This window comes from Dolichospermum planctonicum (assembly GCF_005402965.1).
GTDB lineage: Bacteria > Cyanobacteriota > Cyanobacteriia > Cyanobacteriales > Nostocaceae > Dolichospermum > Dolichospermum planctonicum.
This window is the reverse complement of the sequence record NZ_BJCF01000024.1, coordinates 1-24,484: the sequence shown is the minus strand read 5'-3', so window position 1 is coordinate 24,484 and position 24,484 is coordinate 1. Positions and strand designations below refer to the sequence as shown.

The 24,484-nt window shown below is 37.9% G+C and carries 18 protein-coding genes and 2 pseudogenes; 8 read left to right on the top strand and 12 right to left on the bottom strand.

From position 1 onward, the window contains the following. Nucleotides 1–129: 129 nt before the first annotated feature. A pseudogene (gene rpoC1 / locus FFO06_RS11830) lies at nt 130–1,236 on the top strand (DNA-directed RNA polymerase subunit gamma); the annotation flags it as partial. A gap of 219 nt (nt 1,237–1,455) precedes the next feature. On the opposite strand, the gene aspS reads toward rpoC1, so the two are convergent. Continuing rightward, nucleotides 1,456–3,243, bottom strand: a complete 1,788-nt coding sequence (gene aspS, locus FFO06_RS11825; RefSeq protein ID WP_137908220.1) for an aspartate--tRNA ligase — start codon at nt 3,241–3,243, stop codon at nt 1,456–1,458. A gap of 274 nt (nt 3,244–3,517) precedes the next feature. Here aspS and FFO06_RS11820 point away from each other — a divergent pair, with 274 nt between their 5' ends. From FFO06_RS11820 to FFO06_RS11810, 3 genes are all read left to right on the top strand, one after another. Then, complete coding sequence (locus FFO06_RS11820) at nt 3,518–3,883, top strand: hypothetical protein (RefSeq protein WP_137908219.1); 366 nt, start codon at nt 3,518–3,520, stop codon at nt 3,881–3,883. A 47-nt stretch (nt 3,884–3,930) separates the two neighbouring features. Then, complete coding sequence (locus FFO06_RS11815) at nt 3,931–5,958, top strand: pentapeptide repeat-containing protein (RefSeq protein WP_137908218.1); 2,028 nt, start codon at nt 3,931–3,933, stop codon at nt 5,956–5,958. A gap of 254 nt (nt 5,959–6,212) precedes the next feature. After that, nucleotides 6,213–6,788: a Uma2 family endonuclease gene (locus FFO06_RS11810; RefSeq protein WP_137908217.1), complete on the top strand. Its 576-nt coding sequence runs from the start codon at nt 6,213–6,215 to the stop codon at nt 6,786–6,788. A gap of 134 nt (nt 6,789–6,922) precedes the next feature. Here the strand turns inward: FFO06_RS11810 and FFO06_RS11805 are convergent, their stop codons facing one another. Then, nucleotides 6,923–7,786 carry a zinc metalloprotease HtpX gene (locus FFO06_RS11805; RefSeq protein ID WP_137908216.1) on the bottom strand — a complete coding sequence of 288 codons (864 nt, stop codon included), beginning with the start codon at nt 7,784–7,786 and terminating at the stop codon, nt 6,923–6,925. Between the two features lie 354 nt (nt 7,787–8,140). Here FFO06_RS11805 and crcB point away from each other — a divergent pair, with 354 nt between their 5' ends. Further along, nucleotides 8,141–8,539: a fluoride efflux transporter CrcB gene (crcB, locus tag FFO06_RS11800; RefSeq protein ID WP_137908215.1), complete on the top strand. Its 399-nt coding sequence runs from the start codon at nt 8,141–8,143 to the stop codon at nt 8,537–8,539. 279 nt (nt 8,540–8,818) lie between these two features. Here crcB and FFO06_RS11795 read toward each other — a convergent pair whose 3' ends face one another. From FFO06_RS11795 to acs, 8 genes and pseudogenes are all read right to left on the bottom strand, one after another. Continuing rightward, nucleotides 8,819–9,610 carry an SDR family NAD(P)-dependent oxidoreductase gene (locus FFO06_RS11795; RefSeq protein WP_028091452.1) on the bottom strand — a complete coding sequence of 264 codons (792 nt, stop codon included), beginning with the start codon at nt 9,608–9,610 and terminating at the stop codon, nt 8,819–8,821. Nucleotides 9,611–10,360: 750 nt separating this feature from the next. After that, on the bottom strand, nt 10,361–13,198 hold the full coding sequence (locus tag FFO06_RS11790) for a cation-translocating P-type ATPase (RefSeq protein ID WP_137908214.1): 2,838 nt from the start codon (nt 13,196–13,198) through the stop codon (nt 10,361–10,363). Nucleotides 13,199–13,372: 174 nt separating this feature from the next. Beyond that, nucleotides 13,373–14,049 (bottom strand): annotated as a pseudogene (locus tag FFO06_RS11785) (MazG C-terminal domain-containing protein). Nucleotides 14,050–14,271: 222 nt separating this feature from the next. Beyond that, on the bottom strand, nt 14,272–14,847 hold the full coding sequence (locus FFO06_RS11780) for a DUF1643 domain-containing protein (protein ID WP_137908213.1): 576 nt from the start codon (nt 14,845–14,847) through the stop codon (nt 14,272–14,274). Nucleotides 14,848–14,890: 43 nt separating this feature from the next. Continuing rightward, nucleotides 14,891–16,066 carry a nucleotide kinase domain-containing protein gene (locus tag FFO06_RS11775; protein ID WP_137908212.1) on the bottom strand — a complete coding sequence of 392 codons (1,176 nt, stop codon included), beginning with the start codon at nt 16,064–16,066 and terminating at the stop codon, nt 14,891–14,893. A gap of 117 nt (nt 16,067–16,183) precedes the next feature. Continuing rightward, nucleotides 16,184–16,423: a PIN domain-containing protein gene (locus tag FFO06_RS11770; protein WP_199290891.1), complete on the bottom strand. Its 240-nt coding sequence runs from the start codon at nt 16,421–16,423 to the stop codon at nt 16,184–16,186. Nucleotides 16,424–16,536: 113 nt separating this feature from the next. Further along, on the bottom strand, nt 16,537–16,701 hold the full coding sequence (locus FFO06_RS21975) for a DUF2281 domain-containing protein (protein WP_236097133.1): 165 nt from the start codon (nt 16,699–16,701) through the stop codon (nt 16,537–16,539). A gap of 220 nt (nt 16,702–16,921) precedes the next feature. Further along, nucleotides 16,922–18,892, bottom strand: coding sequence for an acetate--CoA ligase (gene acs, locus FFO06_RS11760; RefSeq protein ID WP_137908211.1), 1,971 nt, complete (start codon nt 18,890–18,892; stop codon nt 16,922–16,924). A gap of 269 nt (nt 18,893–19,161) precedes the next feature. Here acs and FFO06_RS11755 point away from each other — a divergent pair, with 269 nt between their 5' ends. Continuing rightward, the gene (locus FFO06_RS11755) at nt 19,162–19,854 is read left to right on the top strand and encodes a hypothetical protein (RefSeq protein WP_137908210.1); all 693 of its coding nucleotides are present in this window, start codon (nt 19,162–19,164) and stop codon (nt 19,852–19,854) included. A gap of 66 nt (nt 19,855–19,920) precedes the next feature. Continuing rightward, nucleotides 19,921–20,361: a hypothetical protein gene (locus FFO06_RS11750; RefSeq protein WP_137908209.1), complete on the top strand. Its 441-nt coding sequence runs from the start codon at nt 19,921–19,923 to the stop codon at nt 20,359–20,361. 273 nt (nt 20,362–20,634) lie between these two features. Here FFO06_RS11750 and FFO06_RS11745 read toward each other — a convergent pair whose 3' ends face one another. Both FFO06_RS11745 and FFO06_RS11740 read right to left on the bottom strand, forming a co-directional pair. Next, complete coding sequence (locus FFO06_RS11745; protein ID WP_137908208.1) at nt 20,635–21,318, bottom strand: conjugal transfer protein TrbI; 684 nt, start codon at nt 21,316–21,318, stop codon at nt 20,635–20,637. 186 nt (nt 21,319–21,504) lie between these two features. Then, a complete protein-coding gene (locus tag FFO06_RS11740; RefSeq protein WP_137908207.1) occupies nt 21,505–22,461 on the bottom strand; it encodes an NAD-dependent epimerase/dehydratase family protein in 957 nt (318 codons plus the stop codon). Nucleotides 22,462–22,692: 231 nt separating this feature from the next. Between FFO06_RS11740 and FFO06_RS11735 the strand changes: the two genes are divergently transcribed. Continuing rightward, a complete protein-coding gene (locus FFO06_RS11735) occupies nt 22,693–24,099 on the top strand; it encodes a serine/threonine-protein kinase (protein ID WP_137908206.1) in 1,407 nt (468 codons plus the stop codon). Nucleotides 24,100–24,484 lie beyond the last annotated feature (385 nt).

Genomic DNA, 24,484 nt, shown 5'->3' with positions numbered 1-24,484 from the left:
GTCGGTGGTTGGCGATCTGCTTACAGCAGCGCTTGGCGATCGCACTATACTTAAAATTAGGTCTATTCTTAATCCGTTTCTACCAGAAGAGGGATAAAATCCAAAATCTAAAATCTAAAATCTAAATTTATGAAACCCCCCCAATCTAATCAATTTGATTACGTAAAAATTGGTATAGCTTCACCAGAACGCATTCGTAAACGGGGTGAACGGACTTTACCTAATGGACAAATAGTTGGTGAGGTAACGCAGCCAAAAACTATTAATTACCGGACTCTGAAGCCGGAAATGGATGGTTTGTTTTGTGAGCGCATTTTTGGACCGGTTAAAGACTGGGAATGTCACTGTGGTAAGTATAAGCGTGCTGTGTTTAGAGGTATATTTTGTAAGGACTGTGGTGTAGAATTTACTGAATCCAGCGTCCGTCGTCACAGGATGGGCTTTATTAAGTTAGCTGCTCCGGTGGCTCATGTTTGGTATCTCAAGGGGATTCCTAGTTATATTGCTATTCTCTTGGATATGCCTGTACGGGATGTGGAGCAAATTGTTTATTTCCATTCTTACTGTGTGTTACGACCGGGTAATGCAGATACTTTGACTTATAAACAACTTCTAAGCGAAGATCAGCGGCTAGAAATTGAGGATGCTATTTATAGTGAGGATTCTCAATTAGAAGGTGTAGAAGTGGGTATTGGTGCGGAAGCACTGTTACGGCTTTTATCGGATATTAATTTGGAGCAGGAGGTGAAGGCTCTACGGGAAGAAATTGCTAATGCTGAAGGACAAAAACGCGCTAAGTTAATTAAACGTTTGCGGGTGATTGATAATTTCATTGCTACGGGTTCTAAGCCGGAGTGGATGGTTTTACAGGTGATTCTGGTGATTCCTCCGGATTTACGCCCTATGGTGCGATTAAATAAGGGTAAATTTGTTACTAGTAATTTAAATGATTTATATCTGCGGGTAATTAATTGTAATAATCGCTTGTCTAAGATTCAAGAGATATTAGCACCAGAAATTATTGTCCGTAATGAAAAACGGATGCTACAAGAAGCTGTTGATGCTTTGATTAATCATGGTCGTCGTGGGAGAACAGTGGTGGGTGCTAGTAACCGTCCTCTGAAGTCTTTGTCGGATATTATTGAGGGAAAATAGGGATGGTTTAAACAAAACCTGTTGGGTAAATGGGTGGACTATTCTGGGCGTTCTGTGATTGTGGTTAGACCTAAGTTAAAAAATCTATGTGCGTTTTGATGGAGAAGTTGATTCGGGAGAAGCTGATTCTAAACCTTTGGAGGTTATAGAGCAGAAGGATGAGTGTTCAAAACCTTGTAGGGGCGAACGGCAGGAAAGCCCCTACAAAGCCGTCGGTGGTCGGTGGTCAAGACTAACAACGGACAATGGTTACTGAGCGAAGTCGAAGTACGGACAAAGGACAACTAAGGACACTTGATCTTACACCTTGGGTTTAAAAGTCGAAGCAACGTGCAACTCTTTCAATTGTTTTGCGTCTACATTTCCAGGAGCATCTGTTAATAAACAACGAGCTTGTTGAGTCTTGGGAAAAGCAATCACATCACGAATTGATTCTTCTCCAGATAACAACATTACCAAACGGTCTACACCGTAAGCAATACCACCATGGGGAGGAGTTCCATATTCAAAAGCTTCTAATAAAAAGCCAAATTTACTTTGTGCTTCTTCTGTTGATAAACCAATAGCTGAAAACACTTGTTCTTGAACTTCTCGCTGATAAATTCGCAAACTTCCACCACCAACTTCAAACCCATTTAAAACTAAATCATAAGCTTGAGCGCGGGCGGTTTTTAAATCACTGATATCCTCAGGATGAGGGGCTGTAAATGGGTGGTGTAATGCTTCTAAACGTTTTTCATCTGCGTTCCATTCAAACATGGGAAATTCGGTAATCCAGAGCAAGTTAATTTTGTCTTTGGCAATTAACTTAAATTCCCTTGCCACAAATTGACGAATTCTATCTAAGGTTTTATTCACAGTGGTTGTATCAGCAGCCGCAAATAATAACAAATGTCCGGCTTTTGCACCCGTTCTTGTTAATATTTCCTGCTTTTGTTCCGGTGTCAAATTATCTTTAATTGCGCCAATGGTGTCAAGTTCACCATTTTCTCGCACGCGAATATAAGCTAAACCTTTCGCACCTGCTTCTGCGGCTTCCCGGAAAATATCGCCACCTGGTTTAATGCGAACATTAGAAATGGCATCGTTACCGTTAGGAATCGGGAGTATTTTAACGATACCACCGTTAGAAATGGCTTCTCGAAAAACTTTGAAACCAGAATCTTTTAAAACGTCAGAAACATCAACTAATTCTAAACCGTAGCGGGTATCTGGTTTATCACTTCCGTAACGGTTCATAGCTTCCGCGTAAGGAAGACGAGGAAAAGGACGAGGTAAATCAATGCCTTTCACGGTTTTGAAAATATGACAAACTAACTTTTCGTTAAGTTCGATAATTTCATCTTCAGACATGAAACTCATTTCCATGTCTAGTTGGGTAAACTCCGGTTGTCTGTCAGCCCGTAGATCTTCATCTCGAAAACATCGCGCCACTTGATAGTATCTATCCATTCCCGATACCATCAATAATTGTTTGAAAAGTTGGGGAGATTGGGGTAAAGCGAACCATTCACCTTCATTCACGCGACTGGGAAGAATATAATCTCGCGCCCCTTCGGGGGTAGAACGGGTGAGAACTGGGGTTTCAACTTCAATAAAACCCTCTAGGTCTTCCAGGTAGCGCCGCATGGCTTTGATGACCTGATGACGCAATTGCATATTTTGCGCCATACGTTCCCGTCGTAAGTCCAAATAACGATATTTTAATCGTAAATCTTCCCGCACTGTTTCCGTGTCTGCGGTGGAAACTTGGAAAGGTAATTGTTTACGGACGGCGTTAAGTAGTTCTATTTTATCCGCATAGATTTCCACTTCGCCAGTAGGAAGTCGGGGATTTAGGGATTCTGGAGGACGTTGGGTAACTCTACCGGTGATAGCTACAACATATTCATTTCTGAGTGCGTTAGCTTGTTCATAGGAGTCTGGGGTGCGCTGGGGGTCGCTGACGATTTGGACAATACCAGAGCGATCGCGCAAATCTAAGAATATCACACCACCGTGATCGCGGCGACGGTCTACCCATCCGTAAAAGGTAACAGTTTCACCAATATGTTCTTTTCGGAGTTCGCCGCAATAGTGAGTTCGCATAGTTGTTAGTTCTTTGGTTCCGGGCTAGGTTGTTTAAATGTCAAGGCTTCCCCATTATCTAGCATTAACATTCATTGTAGTCATTTTCGGTGAAGAAAAATCAGCAAAAATAAGAAAGTGATGATTTTCGATACTGATTCACAAAATATTATGTATGTTTTTTTACTATATTTGTACTTAATTAATCTATCATGTAGTTGACAACATTAACTACAAAAAGTTAATATTTACTCAGTTGATATCATGCTTAACCTACTCGTATCACACTATTCTTATGACCGAAAAATTACAAGATCTTAACTGGGATAAATTTACCCCTGAGCAAAAACGTTTATACGAAAAATGGATTCAATCATTAGAAGCGGCCATACAAGCCCATATTGAGTTGATGAAATCTTTTGAGAGTGAAGATAGTTCCTCAGAATCATCAAAGAAAGAGATAGTTGCGACACCACACAATACTAATTTTGCAAGAACTAAAGAGACACTAATTTCACTAAGAATAGATGGAATAGATGATATTTATGGAATAGATGATATTTATTGTGAGGTGAAAAAGAGTATATGTAAGGCTAATTGTTTATTTAATTCTCAAAAACAAAAATGTTTAGAAGACTGTGAAAGAAATGGTTGTAGCTAAATATAAACATAAAATCAATATCATAAGTATATTGCTTACATAAGGCAATGGTGAAAAATTATTCTGGATTGAATCTTCGCGGAAAGTCTTTTCAAGGTCAAGACTTAACAAATGCTAATTTTAATGGTAGTGACATTAGAGGGGCAAACTTTACAAAAGCTATATTAAAAGGGGCAAACTTTAGTGAGACAACCTCCGGTCTACAATTACTTCCTATAGTTTGTACGATTGCGCTCTCTTTATTAATTATTGCCCTTGGCTCAATTATTACGGGAATAGGTGCTATTGTTCTTGTTGGACTTTGGGATTTAGAAAAGGATCTAAAAATTAAAATCACTACATACATAGTAATCTTAATTTCATTATTAGCTTTTGCTATTATTACCGTAGCTAAAAATTTTTTACATGGTTTATTTGTAGCGATATTAGTATTAACTCCTAGCTTATTCCTAAGTTTTATAGTAAGTAAAGCTAACACAACAATTATTGGACAATTTTTTTTTGGAATTGCAATATTATGTTTAATTGGAATTGGTTGGATAATAATAGCTTTAGCTAATATTATGATGATAAATATCATTAGTTATTTGCCCATAGTGATATTTATAGGTTTAATCATCAATTTAATTTCAGCGGGATCTTTATTAATAAAAGTTCCAAATATAACAAAATCAACTTTAATTGGGTTAACTATTGTTATTGTTTCCATATTAGGAAATAATATTGGTTGGCAAGCATCAAAAGGTAGTGAAAAATTTAGTTGGATTAAAAAAGTTGCTATATCTATAAATTCTATCTATGGTACAACCTTTTTTAGTGCTGATTTAACTGATGCTGATTTTACTGGTGCAACCCTGAAAAACACCGATTTCAGAAAAGCAAACCTAACGCGCACTCGTTTTTATGAAGTCAAAAAACTTGATTTTGCTAGACCGGGTAATACTATATTAAGTAACCCTACTGTTCTCAATTTGCTTATTACTTTAAATGGCAGAAATAAATCTTATATTGGTGCAAATCTGAAAGGTGCAAACCTAATAGGTGCAGACTTGAAAGAGGCTAATTTAAAAAATGCTGATATTATAGAAGCTACTTTTCAAGGTGCTGTTTTAGAATGGGCAAATCTGACTCTTACTCAAGCCGTCGGTACTAATTTCACCAAAGCTCAAATGACTGGTGCTTGTGTGGAAGCTTGGAATATTGAAAGTACAACCATATTAGATCATGTAGATTGTCGCTTTGTCTATCTTTTAGAATATCCTAAACCGGGAACAGATGACCGGGAACGCCGTCCGAGTAGTGGAGAATTTCAACCAGGAGAATTTACCAAATTATTTGAAGAAGTTTTAAATACTGTTGATTTAATTTTCCAAAATGGTATTGACTGGCAAGCTTTTGTTACTGCTTTCAAAAAAGTGCAAGTTGAAAATGGAGATACAGAATTAGTTATCCAGAGTATTGAAAATAAAGGTGATGGGGTTGTTGTTGTTAAAGTTGCTGTTCCTGAGAATGCGAATAAAGAAAAGATTCACAGCCATTTTACTCAAAATTATCAATTAGCATTAGCAGAAATAGAAAAATATAAAGAACTTTTACAAGCTTCTAATAATCAGAATGCAAATCTATGGTTAACTATTAATAAGTTAGTAGAAGCAGAAAAATCTATAAATGTTCAAGTTGAAAACAAAGTGGATAATAAAAATATGACTAACAGTAATGATTCCAGTCGTAATGTCGAAGTAGAAATGAATATTCAGAAAGTGGACGGGGGAGTAGCGGGTAAGGTTATGGGAGATCTGGTTATTACTCCCAAACAAAACCTAGCGGACTCAGCTAGTGAGATTCAACAACTACTCCAAATCCTCAATCAATCCTATCCTCCTGATATACCTACAGATACTCAAGCAGAAATCGAGGTAGCGGTTAAGGGTATCAATAAAAATCCACAACTAAAGGAACGGGTAATAGGTGCATTAAAAGCGGGTGGTATTGAAGCAATTAAAGAACTTGCTGATAATATTTATGTAAATGTTCTCATTGCTGCTTATGATGGATGGAAAAATCCCCAATCATAAACTTTTACCAATAATTTCTGGTTTTTTAGGTTTAGGTTAGAAACCCATTTTTTAGCCTAAAAGATTGATTATATAGCGGCTATACAAACAAACTCCTTCCAAGAGGAATTTAACCCACCTGCGTGGGTTTTGTCTGTGTAGACGCGGTTTCTAACCGCTTTGTTCGGAAAATATCGTTAAAATGGCAGGTAGAACCTCCCGGAAAGTATTCCCTGTCGGAGACTGGAAGGGATAAATAGAGAGAGGTATAAATCATGACTGCTATAACTTTACAAATACCAAAATCACTAAAATTCACAGATGATAAATTTGTGGAAATGATTGCTGCTAATAAAGATCTACGTTTAGAATTATCCTCACAAGGAGAATTAAGTATCATGTCACCAACAGGAGGAGAAACGGGAGATAGAAACCTAGAATTAGGTGGACAAGTTTGGTTTTGGAATCGCCAAAATGGGTTAGGAAAAGCTTTTGATTCTTCCACAGGTTTTAAATTACCTAATGGTGCTACCCGTTCTCCTGATGTGTCTTGGATTAAGATAGAAACATGGAATGCACTCACACCAGAACAAAGAAAAAGGTTTCTGCCTTTATGTCCTGATTTTGTGATGGAATTAGTTTCTGAAAGCGATGATTTAGCCGATACTCAAGCCAAAATGCGGGAATATATCGCCAATGGTTTACGGTTAGGTTGGTTAATTAATCCTAAAAACAAACAAGTAGAAATTTATCGCCCCAATCAAGAAATAGAAGTTTTAGAATCTCCTACAAGTTTATCTGGAGAAGATGTATTACCAGGATTTATTTTAGATTTGCAGCCGATTTTTTAATCAGGAAAAACAGGGAATACAGAGATTTTTATTTGTTGCCAAAATGTTGAGTTGATTTTGCTCAGAAATAGGATATTGACTAAATAGGGTGCGTTATCCTGAAGCTAACACACCCTACTAATAATCTCTAGAGACTAATAAGTAATAACTTGTCGTTCTAATTGCAGTAAAGCTTCGACACGGGCTTCAGTTGCTGGGTGACTAGAGAATAAATTTCCCAAAAACTGCCCAGAAATAGGATGAATAATTAATAATGGTTCAAAAGCTGGATTAGCATTCAAAGGCATTTGTTTAGCTGTAGATTCTAACCTTTGCAAAGCCCTAGCTAATGCGCGAGGATTACCTGTTAATTTTGCAGCCCCAGCATCAGCAGAAAATTCTCTGGTGCGGGAAATTGCTAACTGAATCACCGTAGCGGCCAGAGGGGCAAATATGACTGTAGCTAATACACCCAGAGCATTTCCACCTCTTTCGTTGTCCCGTGAACCACCACCAAACCACATACTATAACTCAGCATTTGCGCCAGGAAGGAAACAGCCCCAGCGACGGTAGCAGCCACCGCTTGCGTTAAGGTATCACGATTGATAATATGGGTTAGTTCGTGGGCAATTACCCCTTCTAATTCATCTTCTGGTAAAATATCTAAAATACCTGCGGTAACGGCCACAGCCGCGTGTTCGGGATCTCTTCCCGTCGCAAAAGCGTTGGCTGTTGGACTAGGAACAATGTACAATCCCGGCATGGGAATATTAGCACGGTTAGATAATTTTTCAACGATGCGATATAGTCCTGGCGCTTCCGCCGCGCTGACGGGTTGGGCATTATATACTGCTAAAGCAATCTTATCTGATTGATACCAAGAGAAGAGGTTAGTCGCTGCTGCTAACCCAATTCCTATAACTAAGCCCCCTGTACCACCAATTACCCAGTAACTAATTGCTATCAATAAGCCACTGAGGGTAGCGAGTAAAATAGCAGTTTTTAGTTGATTTCCCATTTTGATAACTCTCCTACTTATGCTGTGTTAGTTTCTTGTTAATTTTTGGAACTTTGCCTGGACAACAGCATCTTTTTAGCCACTCCTTGATTGTATCAAGTTCAATTTTCAGGTACAGTGATGAAAACCTGTCACGAGGGTACGGTTTTCCGTTGGTTGCCGATTTACAGCAGTTTTCGGCGATTTAAACCAGACTTTGATTACCTTCTTCCTTTGCGCCTTCCCTACTTTGCGCCTACCCTTCGGGATCTCTAAGAGAGATTGCGCGAAACAAAAACCGTGGTTCATTTACCTGAAATTCGCTGTAATAAAAGACTAATAAAGACTAATAAAGACTAATAACAATTATTAATAATGTTGCAACAGGTAGAAATTCGTATTCCCATTGCCATTAGTCTGGGAGCAATAGCTGGGGCTTTAAGTCGCTATTATTTAACTTTGTGGTTGACAAATCGCTTGGGTTTTGGTTTCCCCTATGGAACTTTTTTGATTAATATTAGCGGTTGTTTAATCATGGGGTTTTTCGCCAGTTTAGCTATGGAAAAAACAGCGCTGATTTCCCCAGAAATTAAGTTAATTGTCGCCACAGGATTTTTAGGTGCATATACTACTTTTTCTACTTTTGGTTTAGATACGGTTGGTTTGTTGCAACGTGGTAATTGGTTGGCTGCTACTGGTTATTTTTTTGGTAGTACAATCTTGGGAATTATCAGTGTTCAATTAGGGATGATTATTGCGAGAATTTTTAATTGAAAGTTTTTAATTGAAAGTTCTGATTTTACACCAATGATCCCCCGGATTACAGCAAGTTCAGATTGAGTAAGGTACACCTTATGCGGGCAAGATGCCCGCACCACAAGAGTTTTATAATTAATATCTGTACCTTGTGAATACCGGGAACTGCTGTAATTTACCGGAGGGATCACGTTTATATAGGTAAATGAATGATTTTTTTCTCACCCAGGGGCGCACAGGCGCAAAGAGAAATTATTGATTTGAATTGATTTGAATTGATTTGAATTGATTTGAAGTCTAGCCCACAGCATTAGGTAATGGTTTTTTGGGTGTCGCTAGTTGTAGGATGATATCTAGCAACCAAGGGGCAAGACGTTGACATAATACGGCTAAATGAGATTGCCATCCGACTAGGATTTCTGGTGTATCTTTTTCTATTCCAATCACTAGGGCTTGGGCGACTTGTTCGGGTGTCATGGGAATCACGCCGCGAAATGATTTTAAGTCGCGCACCATGTCTGTTTCGGTGAGGGAAGGGAGTAAAGCAATCACACGGATATTGTGTTGGGCCAGTTCTTGACGTAAGGCCTGGGTAAATCCAACAATGGCAAATTTAGTGGCGGAATATGTGGCCATTGTCGGTGCGGCAACTTTCCCCATTAAACTGGAGACGTTGACAATGATCCCCTTTTTTTGACTAACCATACGTTTGGCGATTAAGCTGGTTAGGGTATACATTCCCAATAAATTAACGGAGAGTTCTTGTTGCAGTTGGGGAAGTTTTGATTGCAAAAATGAGTTTTGATGGGCGACACCAGCACAATTTACGAGTAGATGAATCGGTCCATAACTGCGCCAAAGTTGGGCTACGGCTATATTAACATAAATTGATTGAGTTAAGTCTAAGGCCATGATTGTAGTTTCTACACCCAAAGCTTCGATTTGGGCGGCTACTTCGGCTAACTTTTGCCGATCGCGTGCTACTAATATTAACCTTTTCATGCCTTGTTTGGCTAATTCTAAGGCGATCGCTCGACCAATGCCACGGGAAGCTCCGGTAATTAGTGCAACTTTTCCTTGAATCTTCATCGTTTTTCAACTCCAAATTTTTCATGTCTCGTCTTCATGTATTGCGTTTTTGGCAATCAACAGGTAGGACGATTGATGAACGGTAAACAAAAATCAAACCTAAAGTGACAGGAATTAGGTCATTGCAAATATTTTGATTCTCCGCTGTTGAACGGGAATTTTTACTAATGACTAATGGCCAATCACCAATGACCAAGTAAAAGACTTTTGGCAGGATAGATAAAGCTCATTGATTTTACCTCTCTAAATGATCCGAGCATTCACCAGCGCTGTCGTACTCACACACATTAGCAACAAAATCAAGTTATTGCAATATTTTTTAATCAGGATTTCTGATTAATCGTTTTCCCATAGTATATATATCTGGATTTTAATTTATATAAGTTTTTATTAATAGTGAGCAATTAATATCTTGATCCCCTTACAATTCCTCAATTTCTGTGACAATGAATACATTTTTTAGCTTATTCAAGACAACATATTCTGCTGAATTTGTCGTGTATTGGTGACAATTTTCAGTAAAAAGGCACTAATTTATAAAAATAAGACGATAATTATTAAATCTTGTGGGGTGGGCATCTTGCCCGATAATTATTAAATCTTGTGGGGTGGGCATCTTGCCCGATAATTATTAAATCTTGTGGGGTGGGCATCTTGCCCGATAATTATTAAATCTTGTGGGGTGGGCATCTTGCCCGCCAGATTTATACAAATTAAATACACAACAGCTGATAATCTCAAATTGTTTGCCTAAGTCCCGCTAATAATTCGTTTTCGCAATTCATCAGCTATTAATATCAACGGTGGACAAAACAATAAAATTAGCAAATATGATGGTTTTAAAGCTGCGGTAGAGAAGATTTTTTGCAGAGTAGGAGAATAAATAATAGAGAGAATTAGAAACCATTCCACCGCAATTCCTGCCCAAATCAAGCGGTTAGTAAAAAACCCCAAACGCAAAATCGAAAACCGTTCTGAACGACAGGCAAAAACGTTACCATCTTGACAAGCCACAATTACGGCTAAAGTCATTGTTGTTGCTTGATGATAAATGGCCATTGTAGCGGCATTAGCCGAGTGCGATAAAATACTGGTACTAAGTGCCTGTAATTGGGTCATATTATAACCATTTGTCCACCAAACAAAGAAAAATCCCCCCATACCTGCCAAACCTTCCAGCAGTCCTAAAAAGCAGTAAGCACGTAACAATAAAGGTAAATCTAAGAGTGGTTGGGATTTTTTGCGGGGTGGTAACTCCATTGAACCAGCTTCCGGTTTTTCTGCCCCTAATGCCAGTGCGGGCAGCATATCTGTACCTAAGTCAATGGCTAATATCTGCAAAATTACCAGGGCTGGGGGTATTTTCAAAAACACCATTGCCAGGAAAGGCAAAAACTCCGCCATATTGGAAGCGAGAATATAAGTCATGAATTTGCGGATGTTTTGATACACTGACCGACCTTGTTCAACGGCGGCGACAATGGTGGCAAAATTATCATCTATGAGAACAATATCCGCAGCTTCACGGGCAACATCAGTACCGCTAATTCCCATAGCAATGCCGATATTAGCAGCGCGTAAAGCGGGGGCATCGTTGACACCATCACCAGTAACAGCGACGACATGACCAAGGGTTTTATATGCTTCCACTAATCTGAGTTTCTGTTCTGGCATTACCCTGGCAAATACTAACCCGGTTTTGTGTTTGTGGAGGATTTGGCGCAATTGGGTATCAGAAAGATGTCCCAATTGTTCACCAGTGATGATTCTGGGTTTACCGTTGGCTAAACCAATACGTTGTGCAATTGCTGCCGCTGTTAAGCCATAATCACCTGTAATCATCGTCACTTGAATCCCGGCACGATGACAAAGAGCGATCGCATTGGCAACTTCTGGCCGCGCTGGATCAATCATCGCCACCAATCCCAAAAAAGTCAAATCCTGTTCTAACAAATTATCATCTAAGTGATTTAATTCCGCCCCACCTTGCCTAGTAGCCACCCCCAAGACACGATAACCTTGACTTGCTAATTGATCATTAGCCGCGACAACTTCCTCCCGCTGGGTTGGGGTCAATTCCAGCCTTTCCCCTGAATGCCATAAATACCGCGAATGTTGCAACACATCTAAAGTTGATCCCTTCGTAAAAATCAAATACTGGGAATTTTCCCTATCATCTAACTGCAAATTCCCCTGTAATAAAACCGTCATCATTCGTCGGTGGGAATCAAAAGGAATTTCCCGAACCCTTGGGGCTTGGTGTTGCAACTCCTCCAACTTCAACCCCGCCTTAATAGCAGCCACCAATAACGCCCCTTCCGTAGGATCACCCAATACTTGCCATTGATGAGAATTAGGGGGATGATTTAACCGCGCATTAGAACAGAGTGCCGCACCAGCCAACATTAACCGCACCTGAGACATATCCCTCAAACCCTCATTTCTCCGCGTCCTCTGTGCCTCTGTGGTTCGTAAATCCTCCGTAATAATTTCCACTTCTCCCTTGGGTTCATAACCCACCCCAGTCACATTAATCTGAGTATTGGGAATCCACAATTGGCGGACAGTCATTTCATTTTTAGTCAAAGTCCCAGTTTTATCGGTGCAAATAACAGTTGTTGCACTCAGGGTTTCCACCGCTGACAAACGCCGCACCAAAGCATTTTTAGCGGCCATGCGTTTGACACCAATAGCTAAGGCTAGACTGACAGTAGGTAATAAACCTTCGGGGACAAATGCCACAATAATACCAATGGCAAAAATGAAACTTTCTTTGAGTTGCATTCCTACCAGCAACTTAGTTAATAAAAATATCACCACCCCCATACTCAAAGCAATGATGGTAATGATGTGAACTACTCTGGAAATTTGCACTTCTAAAGTGCTGGCTTCCCGCTTCACATGGGCTGTAAGATGGGCGACTTGACCAAATTCCGTATGTGTGCCTGTGGCATAGACTACTGCCAGTCCCCGACCGGCGGCCACGGTAGAACCGGCAAATACTAAGTTACTAGCTTCTGAAGCATGGATATTGGCGGCGGTGACGGGTTCGCTAATGCGGGGAACGGGCAAAGATTCTCCTGTGAGTACGGAAACATCTACATATAAAGATTGACTTTGAATAATTCTGGCATCAGCGGATATCTTATCACCTTCTTCTAACTGCATGACATCGCCGCTAACTAATTCACGGGCAGCAATTACAGATAATTTTCCATCTCGAAAAACTTTGGCTTGGGAAGGTAAGATTTTTTTCAGGGCTGATAAGGCTTTTTCCGCTTGATATTCCTGCCAAAAACTAAAGATAGCATTAATCCAAATTACTGCCCAAATTGCCCAACCTAATTCTGGTGTTTGGGAAATAAAAGCTAATATTCCCGCTACCCACAACAGCAAGGCCATAAAATGGGTTAATTGGTCGGTAAAACGGAGAATTAAAGGGCGTGTTTGGGGTTCGGGTAGTTCGTTATAACCAGATTGTTTTAATCTTAAATTTGCTTCCGCCTCGCTGATACCTTGGGGCGTGGTTATGAGGGTCTTGTAAACATCTGTAGGTGTCAGCGTCCAAATATGAAAGTTGGAATCCATACTTTTGGTATCAATCGGGCTTTGGCTTTGATTCTGATTTTGACATTTTAGATGCTGAGTCTATACCTGTTCATCTGTCTGAGGTGTGGGGTGGGTTTTTGAGGGTGGTGAGAAGGATTTAAAATTAATAGATAGTAACAGATGCAAAATCCTAACTCAACTTGTTAGTTTACTTTAACTTACACCTATTTGATAGGTTATCAAACCTACATCAAGGTCAACAACTACTGTTCCTCCGTGATTTTTTTCCACCTGTCGCCAGACATCATAGCCCATTAAAATGGCCTTCTCCCAATCTCCTAGCGAACATTGAGAAACTTCTAAATGAGATGTCATATTTTTAATAGTCTTCAATAGTTGATAATCTAAAGTTGAAACACCTTCTAATAAACCATGATCTTTAGCATAGCTAAATACAAGTGCTGATATACCTTCTTCAATAGCTACTGCACGACCTCCATCTTCAACTTCGTCAATAAGAGGATACTGCGAGTAACTACAGACCACCCTAAAACTGCTGCATAGGCAAAATGAAAAATGTCATGAAAGCGGTAGCCATCACTTTTATAAGAATTATCAGTAAGGTCATTTCCTATCTGTTCTTTGTTAATAAATGCCTTCATTTTGACTGAATTATCTTGGCTGACTTCCGTAATTTCTACTTCAAATTGTCGTGGTAAACTTTCATGTTCTGGAAATTCATTATCAAAGATGTAACTTGTATTTTTATTATCTGTTTCTGTTGAATCTCTCCATCCCCAACGGTCATTGCACTTTCTTAAATTATCTTCTGCAATTTCTTGTAAATTGAGGTTAAACTTACTGGCTATATTGGAAATATACCAAAGCATATCTCCCAATTCTTCCGCAATTCCTTCTTTAAATAATTTGTGTGCATCTCCATCGCGTAAATGTTTTTTATATTCTGTCATCAATGAACCAACCTCACCAACTAAACCTAGTAAGGGTATGATTAATTCACTACCTTCAACAGCAGGAATCTGATCGGTATTCAGTGCTTCTGTTTGATATTCAGCAAAATTCATAATGCAATTCCTTAAATATTTGATAATTTATTTTTTGGAAGCCCCGTTTTTAATAAAAATCTTTCTTTCGTCAAGAGATCGATCACGTTGTAGCGGGTGGCGTGGATGTCCATTTTTTGTTAAATCATCACCATTACCTTTACTATCAACAAGATAATAAAGTGTTTTACAAGAAATGAGATTTAGCACTTCTTCCACACGATATTTCTTCGCACTGGAATTATCAAGCCCCGCTCCCCACGCCACAATAATTGACTCAGCACGTTTTGTGGCTGATAGAATATAAAGGTTATTGTTGTGTCCCACAATGTCATCTCCTTTTTTAAGTGCTTCATTGAGTTCTTTGGGTTCTGTTGCAATATAAGCGAATAAATTAACTACTTCAAGAGAACCATAATTCCATGACCTAGCCAAGTCAATACATTTCTTGATAGTGGGATCATTTTCCTCTTCCCCTGCACCAGCCGTACTTGGGTTAAGCATTACAAAGGTAACTTGCGGCAAATTTTCATCCCATATACGCCGTAGTAAATAGCGATATTTTCTCTTTTTTGGATCTTTATAGTCGAACTTAGCATATCCTGGTTTTCTTTTCTTATTCATGTTTTACCCTGAATTACTGTTGATTTATAAATAGTATAAGATATCAAAACAGACACAACTGTTGAGATTTTTCTGTATCTGGATTTTGAAAAATGCTTGATTTTTTTATCGGAGTTTTTTGCCCATTTTTGTTATGTTGTTTTGATATACAATTCGGAATTTCAGATGTAGTTTTTACTAAAGAATCTAACTCTAAAGATAATTGCTGACCATTATCCTGCAAATTAGGAATTTCTAATGGTGGTAATCTCTGTGCTAAAGTTTCTTGAACTTGATCATTAATACACCATTTAGGTGGATAAAAATAATCAATTGGTTGAGGAGTTGCTGTGAATTTGGCTTTGATCTTTTTGCGATTACTTTTTAAATCAGGAAAAGCGGCTCGACAGTATTTATCAGTTTCACAAAAAAGATTTTGACAGTCTATAGCTTTGAGTGGACGACCCCAGAGAGATTTAAAATTTAAACCCAAACGTTGAAATTGATTTTCTTGATTTTCTGTCATCCAATAAATGATATCAGCATAACTTTTTCCTTTAGTATCAATAAAACATTTATCAATACCCCGTTCTGCACCTGGTCCTGCTATAGTAAAACTATTCTCATCAAAGTTGATAACTTCACTATAATTAATATCTGTTGCTAATTGGTAAGCCATAAACTTACCTAACAATGGATATGATTCAAGAATATGAAAAATCTCTTCTAAACTTTTAGCTTTCACTATGCGATTAATTACCCTGTCCTTGACAACCATTTTATCAATTAATGCTAAATGATTCTGGTGCTTTTTATCATAACCAAACTCCTTACTGGCACAAGACATATAAGCACTGGTATAAATCACATATCCAATATTCATAGCTTCTTGTAATATGTTTGAATATCCCTCTAAATCAAAATTAGACAGTGTAATATAATCCCCTATTTTGCTTTCTAAATATTCCCAAGTTTCTATTTTATTGAAAATTTTAAACAGCAGTATCCTAAATAACACTTCTTCTTCATTTTGACTCTTATTCTCATCATAAATTACATTCTTGATCAGATATTGAGAAACCCGATCACTGACTCGATAAGCATTACAAAATTTATAAGTATTAAGAATAGGATCGCTTGTCCAAGGTGGTCGTACATTTTTAAGTTTGTTGAAAAAAACTTCTTGACGCATAGCAGCAAATCGCCAATAGGTATCAAAAATTTCTTGTCTTACTTGCATAAACTATTTTCCTTGCTTCTCGTCATCAATATCAATCCTTCATCAATTATGGAATAATACAGTGAAGTTAAACCCAAAATTAATATTATCAAACTTTTGATCGGGTTGCGCTTTCGCTTAACCCAATACCATATTAGGATTACTAAAAGATTGATTAATTAAACTAATTGCTGCTCTTTTTAAAAGAAGTCCTTGTTTAGAAAAAGCATTTAACAATTCAGTAAATACCATTTCACTTGTGACTATACGTATATTAGGCAATAAAGATGCAGTCACATTTCTAGCTTTAAGATGCAATTCATCATGAGGATTTAGTAGAGCAATCCAATAACCTGTATCAGCAAATACTTTTTTCATTCTTCACTCTTGGGTGAACCATATAAATAGTAATCTAAATTTTTTGACATATCAGGTGGTAGCTTTTCCCATTCTGTTTGAGGAATTTGGCTAGTAATATCATCAATGAAATTTCAAAAAGATGGAGATGATAAGTTATTGCTAACATCTCCAGTTTGACTTTCGGAAGTTCTTTGCTTAAACCTGTTTTTAATGAAGAGTAAGAAATTTAAGACTTCTTCAATTACAAAATCCGGTGATTGAGTAATTTCTTTGATTAGTTCTTCTTTTGTTGTCATGATTTCACCTCATTTATTTCTTGACTTGACTTATATCATCTCTGTTATTTTACTCTAGCTTACACCTATTTAATAGGTTATCAAGCCCTGTATATTGATATTTATTCAATCCTGTAAATCCTTAAATCCTGGATATCCTGATTCAGACAATTAGGGTAGGCAATTTTGCCCACCCCAGATTGCTTTGGGTCTTTGTGCCTTTGCGTGAGACTATTTCAAATTAATTCCCTTCCCGCAACTTATCCAACACACTGCGATCCTCCAAAGTCGAAGTATCTCCCGACACCTCTTGACCTGCTGCTAAATTCCGCAATAACCGACGCATGATTTTACCAGATCGCGTTTTTGGCAAAGCATCAGTAAAGCGAATTTCACCGGGACGAGCGATCGCCCCAATCTCACTTACAACGTGCTTTTTCAGTTCCTTACTTAACTCCTCACTGGCTTGATAAGTTCCCTCTAAAGTGACAAAAGCTACAACTTCCTCACCTTTCAATTCATCCGGTTTACCCACTACAGCAGCCTCAGCCACCGCCGGATGAGACACTAGGGCTGATTCTACTTCCATTGTTCCCAAGCGGTGTCCAGAGACGTTCAGGACATCATCTACGCGCCCCATGACCCAGAAATAGCCATCTTCATCCTTCCTCGCACCATCGCCAGCAAAGTACGTATATTTACCATCTGTGGGCGGAATATGTTCCCAATAAGTCCGCCGGAAACGCTCAGGATCACCGTACACAGTCCGCATCATTCCCGGCCAAGGATGACGAATGGCTAAATAACCACCTTCATTATCAGGAACGGAATTACCTTCTAAATCCACTACATCCGCAATAATACCGGGAAAAGGTAGGGTGGCTGAACCGGGTTTTGTAGGAATTGCTCCAGGTAAGGGTGTAATCATAATCCCACCGGTTTCCGTTTGCCACCAGGTATCAACTATTGGGCAACGTTCACCACCGATAATTTTTTGATACCATATCCAAGCTTCGGGGTTAATCGGTTCACCGACAGTTCCCAGTAATCTCAGAGAAGAAAGATTACGTTTATTAGGATGATGTTCACCCATTTTAATAAAGGCACGAATGGCTGTTGGTGCAGTATAAAAAATGGTCACGCCGTATTTTTCAATCACATCCCAGAAGCAACCGGGATTAGAAGCACGGGGCGCACCTTCATACATGACAGTGGTTGCACCGTTGGAGAGGGGTCCATAAACTATATAGCTATGTCCTGTAATCCAACCGACATCGGCAGTACACCAATATACATCTGTGTCCTGAAGATCAAAAATCCATTTGGTAGTAATATGACTGTATAAGTTATAACCTCCTGTGGTGTGAACTACCCCTTTCGGTTTTCCTGTACTACCGGAAGTGTAGAGAACAAATAGCATATCTTCACTATCCATTGGTTCTGCGGGACAATCCGCAGAAACGCCTTTTTGTAAATCGTGCCACCAATGGTCACGACCTGCTGCCATTTGTATTGTTTGATTTGTGCGTTTGACAACTAGCACATCTGTAATACTGGGGACTGCATTGTTTTCTAAAGCCTTGTCTACCTGTTCTTTGAGGGGGACAATTGCATCCTTGCGCCAACCACCATCCGCTGTGATTACTATCTTTGCTTCCGCATCATTTAAGCGATCGCGTAATGCTTCAGCACTAAAACCACCGAAAACAACGCTATGGGGTGCGCCAATTCTGGCACAGGCTAACATAGCTATGGCGGCTTCGGGAATCATTGGCATATAAATACCAATGCGATCGCCTTTTTTCGCGCCTAATTGTTTTAGTACATTAGCGAATTGACAAACTTCTCGATGTAATTGGGAGTATGTCAGGGTGCGAGAATCTCCCGGTTCTCCTTCCCAAATCAACGCAGCCTTATTTTTCCGCCAGGTAGTGAGATGTCTGTCAAGACAGTTATAAGAAATATTAATCTTACCGTTGACAAACCACTTGACAAAAGGCGGTTGCCAATCTAGTACAGTGTCCCATTTTTGAAACCAGTGTAACTCATTTTCTGCCAATTCTGCCCAAAATTGCTGAGGATCGGCTTTTGCTTGGTCGTAAAGACGCTGATAGTCTGCTAAACTTTTGATATGGGCATTTTGCGAAAAATCACTGTCAGGCGGAAATAGCCGCTTTTCCTGTAAAATGGATTCTATAGTTGGTTGAGACATGATGGATAAAAACGATATTGTGGCTAAAACTATTCTTAACTAAGTTGTACTAAATAATGTTGAGATTTTCATAAAGCTGCACTGAATGTAAAGATTATTTACTGATATGCCCATCTCATCCTACTTTGGTAGGAAAATTAAACAACGCTGAATTTATCAGTGCTGTAGTAAAATAAAATAATGATGATGTTTTTAACAATCTTATTTACCGATCAAGTTCGATATAAGCATGAGAGCAACTAAGTTAGTGTTTTACCATAGGATACAGTTTGCAAGCCAAAGAAATTAAGGATAAATTAAACCTACTGATTGAACAAGCCTCTGAAATAGATCCAAGTCTCATGACAAAATTAATAGAGATCAACCGTTGGATTAAACATATCAAGCTTGGTTCTCTGATGTCCAAACCAATTGTCGTGGCTTTTTTATTAGAAGTGATTACAGACTCTAGAGTTTGGTTAGCAATTAAATCTCTACCCTCCGCAGAAGAGCAAAAACTACAGTTTGAGCAAATGACCGCCAATGAAAGATATTGGTACGGTTATCTATTTCCTAAATGGATAAACGCCACAGACACCAAATTTTATATTTGGAAGAAAAAAATGATGGCGGGGGAATTTAATCAAGCTGATAGTGATATCATTAAATATATAGCTCAAGATATTGTCCATCGTGAAGGGAATTTTTGGCGGCGTTATATAGCTGACCTTTCTATGGCCACAGACCTCATTGTCAGTAATCATCAAAATAAACCACTCTGTATTCAAGTCACAAGTGTTAGTGAAGAATTTCATGCTCAAAAATATCAAAAGTGGCAAAATGCACTGCAATTGTGGGAAATAGAAAGAGGATTATTCTTGAGTTATAATCCGCAAGAAAATGATTTCATTCAACAATTAGTCAATGTTGCACTGTATAACAGTGATCATCTGGCCGAAGGAAAGTATATGAATTTTTCCTGATTCCTAAATATTAAAATCGAAATCTGTGTCCTAGCCAACATCATTAATCTGCTGAAAATGCCATTTATGGTTAATCAACAACAAACTAATAGTAACGCTCAACTCGAAAATCTGACTGAAGCGTTAGCAGTAGCCCGGAATATGCAGCAAGATTGGTTAAATTATGGATTAAATTTTGTTCATATTTATGTAGAAGATGTAGAAAGTGATTGGTTAGAAACTTGGGGAGATGATCAAATATCTAGTCCGTTATTTGATGCTATTAAAGAATTTTTGGTTAGTGATGATGATGTAGCTATAAAAATTAGAAAGTATTTAGGAGATATATCATTGTTTGATTTAGCAGTAGATTTAGAAGAATGTTTGAGAATTTCTAGAGATAATGATAAAATATCTGCTGTGAAAGATGTATTAGCAGGTGATTTTGATATTGATGATCTGGAATTATTATATCTAGCTGATAATTTTGTCAATAAAGTGTCATCAAAGTGTCACACAAAATTATAATCAAAATTATAATATTCAGTTCCTAGTCAGGGCTAAAGCCCTGATTTTTAGGAATCAAGTGATAACTACGAGCTAGGGTAAGTTATGAAGCTGAAATAAAGATCAGATAGTATTGTTGGCTGGGGCGGGCTAGAAGCCCACCCCACAATCAATATATCACCACAATCAATATATCATTAGTCTCTAAAAGAGAGAGATTAACATAAAAATAAAGCGATCGCTTACCATAATTCAGGAAAAAATCGCTTTATTATTTATATCATCAAATTCAGTCTATTGACCAGTGATCACCAAATTTGAAGTCAGAGTAATATCTAAATCCTGTTCAGGTTTAAGCACAAAAACCTCAGCTTTTTGTTTTCGCAATAATACACTAGCTAAAGCCCCCGCTGCTGCGCCACCCACAGGTTCTAAAACTTCAATTTTCTTGTTACCTGTTACCAAAGAAATCAGACTAGCAGCACCCGCACCAATAGCCGCATCAGTTAATATTTGTCCAGTGCTTGATCCTTTGGTAATTGTTTCTGTTTGGGTGATGGTTTTAGAGTTAGCAAAAATCTGTAATCTTTGTCCAGAAGGAAATACCAATTCTCTAGCTACAAAACGCACACCTTGCTGGTTATTGATAGAAGATCGAGTATTTAATCTTACTGGTTGTAATTCACCGATAACTTGAGTATTAGCAGGAATTAAAATATTTCTGTTACTATCAGTAATATTGTCAGCTATTTTCAAAGTTAAGGCTAATGTTTCACCGGGTTTGACAATAACTTTCTCCTTTTCGTAGGTGACAGGTAAAGTTACATTGGAGGGAATACTAATTGTCCGTGATTGATTGAGATTAAATCCTTGAGCAAAAACAGGACTAAAAGATAAAAATGGGGTAGCTGCACCTGTTGTAATGGCTATGGCCATGAGTGCGGCTGTGCTAGATTGCCAACGGATAGAATTACTCATGATAGGACTGCCAATAATATATGATATGTATGGTGACGCGGATTAACTAAGATAGTTTCTTAGCCGCATCCCTGTTTACTGACCTTTACATAGTTTGATTTCTTTACGCCGACTTACTTAATTTAAACTTATACATAAAATTACCTATTACCCATTACCTATACCCTGATTAAAAATGGCTATGATCTAAATGCCATTTTTGACTTTGCTAATTTTGAAGACATCGCTGATTGTAGGGCAGTAATTTGGTAAATTAAAACTGCTAGGATTAATGGCATTAGCATAGTTAAAATGACGATAATTCATACAAAATCTATCCCAAGCTGCCATTTGAATGCGAAATAAGACAATAATTAAATTAGCTAAACCCAAAGACAAAGGAATGCGGAAATAAATCTTTTTATTCAAATAAGCACAAACTTCTTCTATAGCTTGATTAACAGTTAGGGAAGATTGCCCCAAAACAAATCGGCGTGGATCTCCGGGTTGTAGTGGATAATCGATTAAATATTGGATAATTGTGGCAATATCTCGGCCATGAATGAAGTGAAAACTAGCATCTGCTTGTAAGAAACGAATGATATTAATATAGTTAGTAACTTCGGGAATACCAGAGGTGAGATGAGAATAGGGTTTTTTATCATCACCACCTAAAACTAAAGTAGGAAAAACTGTGGTAATTTTGGGAAAAATTGCTAACTTTTCAATTTGGTGTAAACAGTCATATTTAGAACGGATATAATCTGTACCAATTTCTCCAGCTTCTTTGAGTGGTTTGTTTTCGTGATTTAAAACACTGGCTGTGGAGAAATAAATTACTTGTTGACATTTTTCTGGATTTAGCAGGTTCATTAATTCTAGAGTTTTGAAGACATTAATATCAAAAATGCCCTCACCACCCCAGGAAGTGGCTGTTAATACAGCGATATCAATGGTTTTGAGTAAATTAGAGAATTTACCAATTTCTCGCATATCACCCTGAAGAATGGTGATACCTGGACGAACTGTAGTATCTACTTGTAGTTTATTGGGGTTTCTAACTAGGAGATACAATTCGTGATTGGTGTTTTGAATTAAGGCTTCGCTGATATAGTGACCGATACAGCCACTTGCACCTGTAACTAAAATACGTTTTTTGGGCATGAATTTGGATGTTGGGGTTTTTGGGTATGCTTGAGTTCAGTGCGTAATTGTAGCATGATTTGAGGAGATAGATCACCGATTTCTTAAAGAAATCGGTGATATGGGTGTTAGTTAAGTTATATATTTTTTTAAATGAACCCCTCCAGACGCAGAGAAATGAGTTTTTGAGAGATTTTGCGTAAATCTTGATTAATTAGGGTAAAATTACAATAAAGCCTTGGTGGTGAGTCTATGCGTCAATGTCTTAATCCTGACTGTCTTTTTCCTAACCCTGATAATTTTCAATATTGTCAAAAGTGCGGTAATAAGTTACTTTTGCGTGAAAGGTATATACCTAAATCAATTTTAGGTCAGGGTGGTTTTGGTAGAACATTTTTAGCTATTGATGAGGATAAACCATCAAAACCTTATTGTGTAATTAAACAATTTTTACCCCAAGCACAGGGAACAGATAGTATTGAAAAAGCATCCCAGTTATTTTCACAGGAAGCACAACGTTTAGAGGAGTTAGGTAAGCATCCTCAAATACCTGAGTTAATGGCTTATTTTACATCCGATAATCGTCAATATTTAGTACAGGAATTTGTGAAAGGTGAAACTCTACAAACTGAGTTAGATAAAAATGGCGTTTTTTCTGAACAGCAAATTAGAGGATTATTAAGAGAACTGTTACAGATATTGGAGTTTGTTCATAGTCAACAGGTAATTCACCGAGATATTAAACCAGAAAATATTATTCGCAGTAGTGACAATCAGTTATTTTTAGTAGATTTTGGTGCGGCGAAAATAGTCAAGTCACAGCAACGCACAGCTACAGGGACAATGATTGGATCTGCTGAATATTGCGCTCCTGAACAGTCAATGGGTAAACCATTATTTATTAGTGATTTATATAGTTTAGGGGTAACTTGTTTGCATTTATTAACAGGAATGAGTCCGTTTGATTTATATAGTCCAATGGAAGGAGAATGGGTATGGAGAGATTATTTGAATGGAAATGTGGTAAGTGATGAATTAGGAAAGATTTTGGAAAAATTAGCAAGTCCTATTGCGAAATATCGTTATCAATCTGTAAAAAAAGTGATGCAGGAGTTATATTTTGTAGATCAAAAACCTAATTCTCAACCACCTTTTGACAAACCTGAAATATCTGTTATCAAAGTACCCAGTCAGTATCAAAAACTAGAGAAATTGTTAGCAGATGGTAAATGGAAAAAAGCAGATGACGAAACAAGACGGATAATATTGACACTTGCTAACCGGGGAATACCAGGTTATTTAACCATAGACAATGTTCTTGATATTCCCAGTGAAGACATTAGCATTATAGACAATTTATGGGTAAAGAATAGTAATCGACGCTTTGGTTTTTCTGTACAAAAGCAGATTTATGAAAGTGTGGGAGGAACAACAACTTACAACCACCAAATCTGGAATAAATTTATAGATAAGGTAGGATGGAGAAAAGGAGAAAATTTACTCTCTGATAATGAAATTACCTTTGACATAAAAGCACCAAAAGCGCATCTTCCCTTTTTTCCCGTAGGTTCGATATGGTGGTGGAAAGTAGTTATTAGTTTGTATTCTCAAGATGATTACTGGAAAGCGGTTATAATATTTCTGATCTTGCGTTCATAATAGTAAACTGTAAAATCTGAAGATTATAGAAAAAAAACTAATTCTGAATCAGGATAACCAGGATTAAAGGATGTACAGGATATTACCGTTAACTTACTAAAAATAACATCGTCTAAGATTCACGACTTCTATGTTTATTAAACTGAATAAATGATAAAGATTAAGAAAAGAAGTCGGGGATCTCAATATCCTAGTCACAGATCCACAATTTGAAAACAAGGTAAAATCAAAGAATAATCAACCAAAAGTGAACAATGGAACCCACATTCCGCACCCCAAACTGTCACAGAGGTAAATTACGTAGAGAAAAAATTAAAGAGAGCATCAAAACAAACATATAAAGTGAAAAAAGGCATTTGAGAAACAGTAAATCACCAAAAACGTC